The organism is Methylobacter sp. BBA5.1 (assembly GCF_000746145.1).
In the GTDB taxonomy this organism is placed as follows: domain Bacteria; phylum Pseudomonadota; class Gammaproteobacteria; order Methylococcales; family Methylomonadaceae; genus Methylobacter; species Methylobacter marinus.
In genome coordinates this window covers 144,091-156,903 of record NZ_KN050816.1, presented here as the reverse complement: position 1 = coordinate 156,903, position 12,813 = coordinate 144,091, and the positions used below count along the sequence as shown (strand labels likewise).

The following is a 12,813-nucleotide window of genomic DNA, read 5'->3' as shown; positions in this document are numbered from 1 at the left end:
CGCATTCAGTTAATCACTGATGTTACGCAGTAAGTTGAATTCAGATCGGTTTAGCAAGGTGTCGCTAGCGCGACGATTATTTGAATCGGGTTTATCGCACCCGAAGGCGAGTTACTTTCTTTTGCGCGGCCAAAAGAAAGTAACCAAAGAAAAGGCCGCCCGTTGCCGCTTTTTCCTTGCGCTCCTCGCTTTCGGCGAGGGTTGCCAAAAGGGACTTCCTGTCCCTTTGGCAACGCGCTGCATCCATGCAGCGCCCCTTTGGGCTGCTCACTCGGCACATCCCTGTGCCTCGCCCTTTGGGTGCGATGCATGCAAATCGGCTATCCTGCCGATTTGTCTCGCCGAAAGCTGCGGTGCTCGGCGCGGCAAACGGGATAAAATCTTCCGTGCGTAACATCAGTTAATCACTGCCTTCATCCAGCAGATCAAGAATCTCGGCATCAACTTGAACATCAAATTTCCTGGCAAATAAATGGCCTGAATCCTTTAAACGTTGGTAATCATGTTTGGTCAGGATTTCGGGATGCGCGGCTTTTTTCGACCAATCCGTAAAGCGCAGTTCGTCATTCACGACGGTATTTCCCAGACTGGAATTCATCATTACCGTTTGAAAAAACATTTCATCGGCATTTGTTGTCCGAGTATAGAAATTCACTATCCGTTGCCCCAGATCCGTTTTTACGAACTGGTCGATATAAGTGATGCCGCTGCGGGCAAGAATGATCGCCGCGGAACCGCCGTAAAATCGGTAACCGCCGGGCAATTTGCGCGGTTTGAAGGAAAAAAAGGGCATGATCGGCTTCAAAAGTCTTGGCGGGGAATCGCGCCCGGCAAAGGGGGGATAGACCAGGGTTTTACTGCCCAGTTGGAAATGATAAAGCTCCACGCGATTCAGCCCGCCGCGTCCCGGCCAATGTTCATACGGCAAGGTGAAATGATCCAGAAACTGTTTGCCCTGATGGTTTTCGAAGAAAGCATGAATGCGGTCATTGCTCTGTAGCGGGTAGTCCTGCCCGCTCATATAAATTAAAAAATCGCACTTTAAGTCATGCGCTTCAATATAGTGAATAGCGTTAAGCGACACCTGGGTCAGCCCCCATGCGCCCCAATACACGGTTTCTCTTTTTATGAAGTAACAGTTGGGATAATCCCTGAGAGCCTGCTGTGCGCCTGTCAGGTAATCCTCGTCGGTTTTCTTGTCGATATGAATTAAAAATTGAACATTCGGCGCATTCAAACGATTGACAAGGCGAATCATTTGCTCAAGGTTTTTGTAAGCAATAACCAGATAGACAATGTTAACCATTTTCGCCCCTATCTTGATCAGAATCCGCCCGGCCTGCGCTCTTTCAGCGGTGCAGGCCGGGATGATGACGCCGGTCTTCCGGCTACATCTGCGACTGCAAATAGTTCTCCAGACCGATTCTGTCGATCAGGTTCAGTTGCTGTTCCAGCCAATGAGCGTGGTCGTCCTCGGTATCCTGCAGCATGCCTTCCAGCATCTCGCGCGTGACATAGTCGTTGACCGATTCGCAATAGGCGATGACGTCCTTCAGGGCGCTGATCACGCTCATTTCCACGTCGAGATCGTTTTTCAGCATGGCCGGCACCGTGCCGCCGACGGTCAGGGGATTGCGGACCGACAGATTCGGTACGCCCTCAAGGAACAGAATGCGCTTGATCAGGGCATCGGCATGGCCCGTTTCGTCCTGCATTTCATGATTGATGCGCTCGTACAGTTTGGTGAAGCCCCAGTTTTCGTACATGCGCGAATGGATAAAATACTGATCCATGGCGGTCAATTCGCCGGCCAGTAACTGATTCAACTGGTCGATGACCTGATTGTTGCTTTTCATAAAATCACCTTGTGCTTAATGCTTGTTGTTTATTGTTGTCAGGCGGGACATGCGTGTGGCATCAGCGGCAGATTAAAACCTAAACAGAGTCCTGTCAAAGTGCGGCGGCTCTTTTCTATTTCTGCAAATGCGCATAAGCCGGCAGCGTCTGTATCCGCGTGTCTTCCAGCGGCGTGCCGACGGTAAAATGGTACAGGCTTTGGAACCGGTCGTCCTTGATGCCGAAAATTTCATGCACGCTGTCGTCAAAATAACAGCCGATGCCAGTGCCGCGCACGCCTGCCGCTTCGGCTTCCAGATACAGCGCCTGGCCGATCAGTCCGCACTCCCAGAACAGGCGCCGGTAGGCCCAGGGCTGATCGTCGAGGTTGAATTCGGCGACCATGGCCAGGCTGAATGCGCTGTTGCTGGCTATCGCCTGGTGGCAGGACAGCGATTTGGCGATCTGCCGGCAATCGCCCATATAGAGATGATACAGCGGCAGGATGTCCGATACCGGTTGCCAGTCAAAGTCCGCAAGCGTGGCCGCCTGTAGCGGTTCGATGGCGTCAGGCGCGCGGGGCAGGGCATACAGGCCGGGCGCCAGGCCTTCAACGTGGTGGACGAAGATAAACAGATGGACTTTCGCCGGCCAGCGCCACAGGTCGAAAGGCGGCTTGCGGCCCGGCAGGACCGCGCTCAGCAGCCGGAAAAAATCGGCCTGCGGCAGGGTGGTCTTGTCATCGAAATGCTGGGCGCTGCGGCGCTGGCGAATGATGGCCGTTGCCGTTTGCCGGCAGGATGAGTTGACGACCGGCTGTGGCTCGGCCAGCCAGCGCGGTTCCTCGGTGCGCGGCTTGGCCGCCGCGGCGGCTACTTCGTCTATGACCGGCCATTTGTACATGTGATAGGCGTTCAGACTGCGCGCCCGGCCTGACCAGGCAGCCGATTGTTGGATTTCCGACAAAGTATCGATTCCAAACGAGCAGGCGTCGGCAGTCGTGCGTATGCGGCAGATCACGTCGGGCGATTCCCGCTCATTCGGCTTGAAATCCTCAAGCCGGTCAAGCCCCAGCAGCGCGGCTATGTCGTCATCGGCGTATTCGGCCAGCAATTCGACCGACCAGCCCAAGGCGGCCGCGGCATAGCGCAAGGCGCCCAGCGCATGGCCGATATCATGCTGGCAGTAGCGGTAAGCCCGCTCGCCGTATTTCCAGGCTTCGCGCCAGTGCAGCGAACTGAGGCCGATCAGGATGCCGGCATTGTCCAGGTCAGCGGTAAACAGGGCGCGCCGCTCCAGATGGTGATCATGGCTGACGTAATGGTAAACGCCCGGCTGGATCAGCGAGCTGTCGGTATTGATCAGATAGGCCTCGGTCGGATGCAGGTTGCCGCTGGACGGATTGCAGCGCAAGGCCCAGCGGTCCGGGCCGTACTGTTTCCAGGCCGACAGGCCGAAGGACAGCTCCAGCAGCAACCCCAGCGTCTTCAGGGTCAACGGCTGGGGTTCGATGGCCTGGGGATTATCCAGTTCGGTGAACAGGACAGGCAGTTCGGCGCCCGGCTCGGGCAGCGGCACCGATTCGCAGCCGGCAAAGCGCCGGTACGGATCGGGCTGGTCGTCCCAGTCCAGCGTTTCCGGGCCTTTTGCATAGCGCTCCAGCTGGTGTTTGGTGCGATGGTGGTAGTTGATAACGGTCTGTGTTTGCTCGTTCATATTTAATGTTATTGTTAAATGCTGCTCCATGGGTCGGCTGGGTTGGAGCCTTAGCGAAAAGCCGGCATAAAAAACTACGAAAGTTTAAACCCGCCCGGTATCGTCTCATGCCGGCTCTCCACGGTCAGATCCTCGGCCCAGCATCCGATCGGGCTGCCCAGGGTCATGTTCTTGTCTTCAAAGCGTACCAGAAAAACGCTGCGTTCCGGTTGCTCCTCCACGTGGCCAATCATGGTGATGACGCCGCGCGCGCCGGCTTCGGCCAGCACTTCGCCTTCCAGGCCATTCGGTATGGAGCCGTCATCGGTGATCGCGTGAGCGGCAAAAACAACATCGCCTATATCCAGATCTTCTATTCTCATGATTTATCTCCTCAAAGCTTCCGGTTGTTTTGTAGTAAAGCCTACAAAGTGTACGTGTTTGTTTGTTTAGAACCTGTTCCCGCCCCCGCCTTACATCTTATTCATGCTTTATTTATTCTTTATTAAACAACGCATTAAATAATTAAAAAAGCTGATGGCATACAGGTTGCTATAAGTGTTTACAAGAACGATGCCAAACCCATTCAGGAGACTTACATGATTACATTAACTGAAAACGCTATTAACGCTGTTGGGCGTTTTATCGCCGGCTCCGACAAGCCAACCGCCGGCTTACGGATTGAAGTAACCGATGGCGGCTGTTCCGGTCTGCAATACGGTCTGAAACTCGAAGACGATCAGAGCGAAGAAGATACCGTTATCGATTGCGGAAGCGTCAAGGTCTTTGTCGGGCCTGACAGCATGCCAATGCTGGACGGCATGATTGTCGATTTTATCGACAGCCTGGAAGGATCAGGGTTCAAGTTCAGCAACCCTAACGCCGTTAAAAGTTGTGCCTGCGGCACGTCGTTTAATACGTGCTCTTAACAGCCCTAATTTATTATTTTCTGGAGGATTAAACGATGTGGGATTACTCAGAAAAAGTCCAAGAACATTTTTTCAACCCTAAAAATGCCGGGGCTGTTGCTGATGCGAATGCGATCGGCGAGGTCGGCTCAATCAGTTGCGGCGATGCGTTAAGACTGACGCTGCGCGTTAACGAGGAAACCGAGACTATCGAGGATGCCGGTTTCCAGACTTTCGGCTGCGGCTCCGCGATCGCCTCGTCTTCGGTGCTGACCGAAATCATCAAGGGCCTGACGCTGGACGAGGCACTGAAAGTGACCAACCAGGATATCGCCAACGAGCTGGACGGCCTGCCGCCGGAAAAAATGCATTGTTCGGTCATGGGACGCGAAGCCCTGCAGGCCGCCGTGGCGAACTATCGCGGCGAGGAATGGAAGGATGATCATGAAGAAGGCGCGCTGATCTGCAAATGCTTTGCGATCGATGCCGTCATGATTGAGGAAATGGTCGTGGCCAATAACCTGCGCACGGTCGAGGATGTCACCAACTTCACCAAAGCGGGCGGCGGCTGCGCGGCCTGCCATGAAGACATCGAGGGCATCCTGACGAAAGTGCTGGCCGAGCGGGGCGAGAAATTCGATCCCAACACCGCGCCGATTGAGGTGGCCGCGTCGGCCAAGGAAAAAATGCCGATGACCAACTTGCAACGCATCAAGAAAATTGAAGAGGTGCTGGATAAGTTAAGGCCGCAACTGATGGCTGACGGCGGCAATGTGGAACTGGTCGAAGTCATCGGTAACACCGCCTATGTCAACATGACCGGCGCCTGCAGCGGCTGCCAGATGGCCGCGATGACGATCGGCGGCATTCAGCAACGGCTGATGGAAGAACTGGGCGAATTCATCAAGGTCGTCCCCGCGTCACAAATGCCCAAAGCCGCTGCGGCAGGAGCGTAAGCCATGAACGCCATCTATCTCGATAACAATGCCACCACGCGGGTTGATCCGCTGGTGGTTGAAGCGATGTTGCCGTACTTCACCGAACAGTTCGGCAACCCGTCATCCATCCACCGCTTCGCCGACGGCGTCGCCAAGGGCATCAAGCAGGCGCGCCACCAGGTTCAGGAGTTGATAGGCTGCGAACACGATTCGGAGATCATCTTCACTTCCTGCGGCACCGAATCCGACTCGACGGCTATTTTGTCCGCCATCAAGGCGCAGCCTGACAGAAAGGAAATCATTACCACGACGGTCGAGCATCCGGCCATATTGAGCCTGTGCGAGTATCTGGAAAAAGAAGGCTACATCATCCACCGGATGCCCGTGGACAAGGTCGGGCGCCTGGATCTGGACGCTTACAAAAGCCTGTTGTCCGATCGCGTCGCCATCGTCTCGGTCATGTGGGCCAACAACGAAACCGGCACGCTGTTCCCGGTCGTGGAAATGGCCGAGATGGCCCATGCCGCCGGCGTCATGTTCCACACCGACGCGGTCCAGGCGGTCGGCAAGATTCCGATGATGCTGAAAGACACCAAGATCGACATGCTGTCGTTGTCCGGCCATAAACTGCACGCGCCCAAAGGCATCGGCGTGCTGTACCTGCGGCGCGGCACGCGATTCCGCCCGTTGCTGCGCGGCGGCCATCAGGAGCGCGGACGGCGCGCCGGCACCGAGAATTCGGCGGCCATCGTCGGCCTCGGCAAGGCCTGCGAACTGGCGCAGGCGAATATCGAACACGAGAACACCGTAGTCAAAGCCATGCGCGACCGACTGGAACGCAGCATTGTCGAGCTGATCCCGAACTGCTTTATCACCGGCGACGTCGAAAACCGCCTGCCCAACACCACCGATATCGCGTTTGAATATATCGAGGGCGAAGCCATTCTGATGCTGCTGAACAAAGCCGGCATCGCCGCCTCCAGCGGCTCGGCCTGCACCTCGGGATCGCTGGAGCCGTCGCATGTGATGCGGGCCATGGATATCCCCTATACGGCCGCGCACGGCACCATCCGCTTCTCGTTCTCGCGCTACAACACGATGGAGGAAGTTGACGAGGTGCTGAAAGTGATGCCCGACATTGCCGCCAACCTGCGCAAGCTGTCGCCTTACTGGGACGGCAACGGACCGGTCGCCAATCCTGAACAGGCGTTCCAGCCGACGTATGCATGATAGAAAATGTAGGGTACGCACCGCGTACCTTGATTAAAACTCAACAAATGGTACGCGGTGCGTACCCTACGTGAATTATGAAAGCTCAAAATCGCACCATCATCATTGACGACACCACGCTCAGGGACGGCGAGCAATCGGCCGGCGTCGCCTTTTCGCTGGAGGAAAAGCTGGCGATTGCCAGCCAGCTGGCGGCGTTGGGTGTGCCGGAACTGGAAATCGGCATTCCGGCCATGGGCGAGTTTGAGCGCGAGGAGATCAAAGCCATCGCGGCCCTGGGGTTGCCCTCGAAACTGCTGGTCTGGTCCAGAATGCGGCGCGAGGATTTGCGGGCCTGCCTGAATCTTAATGTCGATAAAGTCGATTTGTCGATTTCAGCGTCGGACCAGCATATCAAACACAAGCTGAAACAAAGCCGGTCATGGGTGCTCAAGACCATTGCCGCCTGTGTCCGCGAAGCGCGCGACCTGGGCCTGGAGGTCTGTGTCGGCATGGAAGACGCCTCGCGCGCCGATACCGGGTTTCTGATAAAAATGGCCGAAGCCGCCCAAAAAGCGGGAGCAAGCCGCATCCGCTTCGCCGATACGGTCGGCATCATGGAACCGTTCGGCGTGTTTGCAACGATCAAGACCCTGCGTGCCGCAACCGATCTGGAAATCGAAATGCACGCGCACGACGATCTGGGGCTGGCCACGGCCAATACCCTGGCTGCGGCCATGGCCGGTGCCACCCATCTGAACACCACGGTCAACGGACTGGGCGAGCGGGCCGGCAATGCCGCGCTGGAAGAAGTCGTGGTCGGTCTGAAGCAGCTATACGGCCTTGAAACCGGGATCGATCTGTCCCGGTTCACCGTTGTATCCGAGCTGGTCGCCAGCGCTTCCGGCGATGCCATCGGCAGTCGCAAGAGCCTGATCGGCAAGGCCGTATTCAGCCATGAAGCGGGCATCCATGTCGACGGCCTGCTGAAAGACCCGAACAATTATCAGGGCGTCGATCCGGCTATCGTCGGACGCAGCCACCAACTGGTCCTGGGCAAACACTCGGGCACGCGCGGCGTCATGCATGCCTATCGACAACTGGGCATTCAACTGACGCGCCTGCAGGCGCAGCAACTGCTGACCGAGGTCCGCCTGTTCGTCAGCCGGACGAAAACCTCGCCGACCGCTGCCGACCTGAACCAGTTTCATCAAAATCTCTCCGGAGGCTATTGCTATGAATGATCAATACAAACAACCCGTAGCGGACCAAACCGTTGAAGTGCCCCGGCAACCGCTGCCGGCGGCATCCCACCGGCAGGAGCAGGGCGATGATCGCTATCCCGGTTCCTTTTTCAGGATACCCGCGCCGCCGGTGCCCGGCAAAACGAGCTGGAGCCTAAGCTGATGGTTTCCACGGCCCTTGATAAGCGCGACAACAGCGGGACCGCGCCGCTAAGTCTGATGGCGCAATGGCATGAAGACATTCACTGCGTGTTCGCCCGCGATCCGGCCGCGCACAGTGTCTGGGAAATCCTGCTGACTTATCCGGGCGTGCATGCGACGCTGTTTCATCGGGTGAATCATCGATTATGGCAAGCCGGCTGGAAATTGCCGGCGCGCATCCTCGCGTCGGTCGCCAGAATGCTGACCAACGTCGATATCCACCCCGGCGCGACCATCGGCCGGCGCCTGTTCATCGACCATGGCCTGGGCGTTGTGATCGGCGAAACCACGATCGTCGGCAATGATGTCACGCTCTACCACGGCGTGACCCTGGGCGGCACCACCTGGAACAAGGAAAAACGTCATCCGACGCTGGGTAACAACGTGTTGGTCGGCTCCGGCGCCAAGGTGCTGGGCGCCATCTCGCTGGGCGACAACGTGCGCGTCGGGGCGAACTCCGTGGTGGTCAAGGATGTGCCGCCCTGCTGCACGGTCGTGGGCATCCCCGGCCGCGTCATACAAAGCAAGGGCACCAAGATACAGAACCGGCATGGCATCGATCTGGACCATCATCTGGTTCCCGATCCGGTCGGCAAGGCTATCAGCTGCCTGATGGACCGCATCGACGAGCTGGAAGCCAGACAGACCGAAACCAGCAAGGTCCTGCACGAGCATCACTGCGAGGAGTGCGAAGCGGAGAGCCTATGCGCCAACGAGCAGGAAATAGTCATCAAGCGCGCGGTGGGGGAATAAATGGACCTGCTCGATTTTGAAGCGAAGGATTTGTATTTCGACCGGCCGGATGCGCCCGAGGTCGAGGGGCTGATCAGAAAAGCGGCCGAAGATTACAGCAGCGATGCCGAGCTGCCCCTGCTGAGGGCCTATTTCCTGGCGCCGGAGTCGTTGAACGTGCTGGTGGCGCTGAACCGCTTTTATTACTACCAGCACCGGCTGGAAGATGCCTTAAGCGCGACCGATAAGGCGTTGGAAGTGCTCAGGCCCATGATCGGCTTTCCCGAGGACTGGCAAGCGCTGAAACAGCGCCATATCGACGAGGTGTCGCCCGATTTGCTGACGCGGGTCCGGATGTATTTGTTTACTTTGAAAGCCATCGGCTTTTTAAACATGCGCCTGCATAAACTGGATTTAAGCCAGTCGATTTTCGAAAAGCTGGTCGAACTGGATCGCATGGACCGCATCGGCGCAAAGGGGTTGCTGGAATTGCTGCAGCAGTGCAGGGCCGAGACTGTAGGGGCGAATTCACTTGTGCCCCAGAGGGTATTCGCCCTGGGCGATTGAAATCGCCCCTGCGCTTCGTAGTAATTCGTAGGGTACGCATAGCGTACCAGACTGTGAAAGTATTCAGCATTTTTCTCTTCAATGTCTATATGCTGTTATATACAAATATCAAATGCACAATATATTGTGGTTAAAATTTCAAAAAACGAATACTTTCACAGTCTCGTACCTGTTCGGAGTTGCGATGAGCCGCCAAGCTTTAAAAAGGTACGCGATGCGTACCCTACAAGCTGATTTCATCAGTGGACCAGGAAGCCATTTTTAACCAAATTCTTTTTAGGAGGCCGTCATGTCGAACGAAAAACCTTATTCCATGCTGATGACCGTCACGATGACCGTCCTGTTTGTGCTGCTGGCGCTGTACCTGCTGTTTCAGGATGTCTCACTGGTCGGCCCTATTTAAAAATATCTGGAGAAAAGCGATGAGTTTTGAAGAAGAAATGGAAGAGTTGGAATCTGCCGAAGACTTTATGCAGTATTTCCAACTGGAATACGATCAACGCGTCGTGCACGTAAACCGCCTGCACATCCTGCAGCGTTTCCACGACTATCTGCAAAAAACCGCGGACAGCATGCCGGACGGCGAAGAGGCCAAACGCGCCGTATACAGCAGGCTGTTGATGCGCGCCTATCAGGACTTCGTCGAATCCGATGCCCAGACCGAGAAAGTATTCAAGGTCTTCTCCATGGGCGAGCCGCAAACCGCGTTTGTTTCCTTGAGCGATATTAAGACATGAACCCTGAACGCTTTGACGAAGGCCGGTTTGAATTCGGCGAAGCGGTGCGCGTCACGCGCAACATCCGCAACGACGGCACTTATCCGGGCCTGGACGTGGGCCATCTGCTGATCCGGCGCGGCAGCGTCGGCAACGTGGTCGAAGTTGGCACCTTTCTGCAGGACCAGGTTATTTTCACGGTGCATTTTCTCGACCATGGCCGCATGGTCGGCTGCCGGATGGAAGAACTGATCAGCGCCGATGAGCCCTGGAATCCGAGCCGATTCGAATTCAGGGACAAGGTGGTCTGCACGGTGGACATCGGCATGCAGGGCAAGGTCCTGTACCCGAAAGGCACGCCGGGGGAAATCTTCAAAGTCATCAGAGACAGCGAGGATATCCAGTACCACGTCAGTTTCACCGGCCGGATGCTGCAAGTGCCTGAATCGGCCCTGGCGCCCGCCCATCCCGAATCTTTTAGCGAGCCGGAGGTTTGACCATGAAAACCGTTGAAAAACCGGTCCGGACAGAACCCTACACCTTATTGAGAGCTTCGCTCGCGATGTATCAGAAAGCACCGGACAAGCTGGAGCCGGCCGAGCTGAAGCGGGCGCAAGCGCAGGCCAGGAATGAGTACAAGCTGGAAAGCCGGGTGCTGGGCGCGCCGGAAGCCTCGGGCGTGATCATTCCCGAGCGTGAATTGCAGATGGCCTACAAGGAAATTCGCGATCGTTACGAAGAGGAGAGCGAGTTCCTGAGCGATCTGGCGAAAAACCGGCTGACCGAAGAAACGCTGCGCCAGGCGCTGTACCGGCAGTGCAAGGTGAACGCGGTGCTGGAGTCGGTTGCCGCGCGTGCGCCCGAGGTCAACGAAGTCGAAATCGGCATTTATTATCATTTGCATGCCGAGAAATTCAACCGTCCCGAATTGCGCGACGCTTGCCATATCTTCATCAGCATCAACCCGGATTATCCCGAAAACACGCGCGAGAATGCCGAGGCCAGAATTCAGGAAATTTGCGCAAAACTGCACAAGAAACCGCATAAGTTCGCCGAACTGGCCTTGAAGCATTCCGAATGCCCGACGTCTCTGAATGGGGGCTCGCTGGGCAAAGTGCCGCGCGGCAAGCTGTATCCCGAACTGGATGCCGTGCTGTTCAATTTAAAGGCCGGCGAAATCAGCGAGGTCGTGGAGTCGGAAATCGGCTTTCACGTCCTGCTGTGCAAACAGATACACAGAGCGGAAACCATCTCATTAAAAAATGCGACGCCGAAAATACGCCAGTTAATGAAAGAACGCTACAGGCGCAACTGCCAGCGCGCCTGGCTGGCCAATTTACCGGTCGCTGAACCCGAGGGAAATAGCTATGGCGGATAAAGAAACTAAACACTGTTCTTTTTGTGGTATCGAACAATCGGCTTCGGTGCCGCTGATCGCCGGTGCCGAAGGTTGTATTTGCGAGGCCTGCGTCCTGTTGTCCAGCCAGGTCGTCTCGAGCTGGAGCCGGAGAAAGGAGTTGTCCGAAATGCAGGGGCCGCTGCCGATTCCGGCCAAGATCAAGGAGTATCTGGATCAATACATCATCGGTCAGCATCTGGCCAAGGAGATATTGTCGGTCGCGGTTTACAACCACTACAAAAGGCTTAAGCACGAAAGCGGCGACGCGGGGCTGGGCGAGTACGACAAGGACGTGGAAATCGGCAAATCCAATATCCTGCTGATCGGACCGTCCGGCACCGGCAAAACCCTGCTGGCCAGCACCCTGGCCAAGATCGTCGGTGTGCCGTTCGTGGTGGCCGATGCCACCACGCTGACGCAGGCCGGCTATGTCGGCGACGACGTGGAGAATATCCTGGTCCGGCTGCTGGACGTGGCCAACGGCAATATCGGCAATGCCGAATGGGGCATCGTTTACCTCGATGAAATCGACAAAATCGCCCGTAGCCCGGAGCAGCAGACCGGCACGCGCGACGTCTCCGGCGAGGGCGTGCAGCAGGCATTGCTGAGGCTGGTCGAGGGCTCGCAAGTGAAAGTGCCGTCCAAGGGCCGCGGCAAGGACGGCGCCGACATCATCATCGATACGCGCAATATCCTGTTTATCGCCGGCGGCTCGTTCCCGGGTCTGGAAAAGCACGTCGAGAAACGCCTGGTGCCGACCGATACGGCCATCGGCTTTCATGCCGCCGTGACCAATCCGGACACCAAGCCGGCGCTTGAAGAGATGCTGAACGCCACGCAGCCCAGCGATTTGCGCAAATTCGGCCTGATTCCCGAATTTATCGGCCGCTTTCCGGTGCTGGCGCCGCTGGAACCGCTGGATGTGGACGCCTTGATACAGGTTTTGACCCAACCTAAAAACGCGCTGGTGCGCCAGTATCAGCAACTGTTCGCCTACGAGGGCGTGGATCTGGCCTTCCAGCAGGATGCGCTGGTGGAAATCGCCAACAAGGCCATCGAGCGGGAAACCGGCGCACGCGGCCTGCGCAGCATATTGGAACAGATTCTCAGAAAAACCATGTTTGAGATTCCGTCGCGCGAGAATGTCGAGCAGTGCATCATCGATGCCGCCGTCGTCAAGGGCGAGGGCGACATCAAGCTGATCGAAAAAGACGTGATTGAAACAGACGAGGTCAAAATCAGGCAACAGGCATCGTAATAACCGCTGTGGGAGCGATGCCCTCATCGCGACTAAAGACCTCCGCCAGTCGCGATGAGGGCATCGCTCCCACGGGGGGCATAAAATCGACATCGGATGCTGTTTTGAAT

At 56.5% G+C, this 12,813-nt stretch carries 15 protein-coding genes; 11 read left to right on the top strand and 4 right to left on the bottom strand.

Going from position 1 to position 12,813, the window contains the following annotated elements; translation table 11 throughout:
* Positions 1-400: 400 nt before the first annotated feature.
* The 4 genes from EK22_RS22685 to EK22_RS22670 all read right to left on the bottom strand — a co-directional run bounded on the left by EK22_RS22685 (position 401) and on the right by EK22_RS22670 (position 3,914).
* On the bottom strand, positions 401-1,306 hold the full coding sequence (locus tag EK22_RS22685; RefSeq protein ID WP_036254658.1) for a beta-1,6-N-acetylglucosaminyltransferase: 906 nt from the start codon (positions 1,304-1,306) through the stop codon (positions 401-403).
* Between the two features lie 82 nt (positions 1,307-1,388).
* The gene (gene bfr / locus EK22_RS22680) at positions 1,389-1,856 is read right to left on the bottom strand and encodes a bacterioferritin (protein WP_036254654.1); all 468 of its coding nucleotides are present in this window, start codon (positions 1,854-1,856) and stop codon (positions 1,389-1,391) included.
* A 115-nt stretch (positions 1,857-1,971) separates the two neighbouring features.
* Positions 1,972-3,552: a SagB/ThcOx family dehydrogenase gene (locus EK22_RS22675; RefSeq protein ID WP_036254708.1), complete on the bottom strand. Its 1,581-nt coding sequence runs from the start codon at positions 3,550-3,552 to the stop codon at positions 1,972-1,974.
* Between the two features lie 74 nt (positions 3,553-3,626).
* The gene (locus EK22_RS22670; protein ID WP_036254652.1) at positions 3,627-3,914 is read right to left on the bottom strand and encodes a nitrogen fixation protein NifZ; all 288 of its coding nucleotides are present in this window, start codon (positions 3,912-3,914) and stop codon (positions 3,627-3,629) included.
* Between the two features lie 216 nt (positions 3,915-4,130).
* Here EK22_RS22670 and EK22_RS22665 point away from each other — a divergent pair, with 216 nt between their 5' ends.
* The 11 genes from EK22_RS22665 (at position 4,131) to clpX (ending at position 12,703) form a co-directional block, all read left to right on the top strand.
* Entirely contained in the window at positions 4,131-4,460 is a 330-nt protein-coding gene (locus tag EK22_RS22665; protein ID WP_036254649.1) for a HesB/IscA family protein, read from the top strand.
* A gap of 35 nt (positions 4,461-4,495) precedes the next feature.
* Positions 4,496-5,395, top strand: a complete 900-nt coding sequence (nifU, locus tag EK22_RS22660) for a Fe-S cluster assembly protein NifU (protein ID WP_036254648.1) — start codon at positions 4,496-4,498, stop codon at positions 5,393-5,395.
* A gap of 3 nt (positions 5,396-5,398) precedes the next feature.
* Positions 5,399-6,607, top strand: coding sequence for a cysteine desulfurase NifS (gene nifS / locus EK22_RS22655; RefSeq protein ID WP_036254647.1), 1,209 nt, complete (start codon positions 5,399-5,401; stop codon positions 6,605-6,607).
* Positions 6,608-6,684: 77 nt separating this feature from the next.
* A complete protein-coding gene (nifV, locus tag EK22_RS22650; RefSeq protein WP_036254646.1) occupies positions 6,685-7,830 on the top strand; it encodes a homocitrate synthase in 1,146 nt (381 codons plus the stop codon).
* Complete coding sequence (locus EK22_RS25075) at positions 7,823-7,993, top strand: hypothetical protein (RefSeq protein ID WP_020159842.1); 171 nt, start codon at positions 7,823-7,825, stop codon at positions 7,991-7,993. Before nifV ends, EK22_RS25075 begins: the two co-directional genes overlap by 8 nt.
* Positions 7,993-8,784, top strand: coding sequence for a serine O-acetyltransferase (gene cysE, locus EK22_RS22645; RefSeq protein WP_036254645.1), 792 nt, complete (start codon positions 7,993-7,995; stop codon positions 8,782-8,784). The genes EK22_RS25075 and cysE overlap by 1 nt, the downstream gene beginning before the upstream one ends.
* A complete protein-coding gene (locus EK22_RS22640) occupies positions 8,785-9,330 on the top strand; it encodes a hypothetical protein (RefSeq protein WP_036254643.1) in 546 nt (181 codons plus the stop codon). It begins immediately after the preceding gene.
* A gap of 422 nt (positions 9,331-9,752) precedes the next feature.
* Positions 9,753-10,067, top strand: a complete 315-nt coding sequence (gene nifW, locus EK22_RS22635) for a nitrogenase-stabilizing/protective protein NifW (RefSeq protein ID WP_020159846.1) — start codon at positions 9,753-9,755, stop codon at positions 10,065-10,067.
* Positions 10,064-10,543, top strand: a complete 480-nt coding sequence (locus tag EK22_RS22630) for a nitrogen fixation protein NifZ (RefSeq protein ID WP_020159847.1) — start codon at positions 10,064-10,066, stop codon at positions 10,541-10,543. The genes nifW and EK22_RS22630 overlap by 4 nt, the downstream gene beginning before the upstream one ends.
* A 2-nt stretch (positions 10,544-10,545) precedes the next feature.
* The gene (gene nifM, locus EK22_RS22625) at positions 10,546-11,424 is read left to right on the top strand and encodes a nitrogen fixation protein NifM (RefSeq protein ID WP_020159848.1); all 879 of its coding nucleotides are present in this window, start codon (positions 10,546-10,548) and stop codon (positions 11,422-11,424) included.
* Positions 11,414-12,703: an ATP-dependent Clp protease ATP-binding subunit ClpX gene (clpX, locus tag EK22_RS22620; protein ID WP_020159849.1), complete on the top strand. Its 1,290-nt coding sequence runs from the start codon at positions 11,414-11,416 to the stop codon at positions 12,701-12,703. Before nifM ends, clpX begins: the two co-directional genes overlap by 11 nt.
* Positions 12,704-12,813 lie beyond the last annotated feature (110 nt).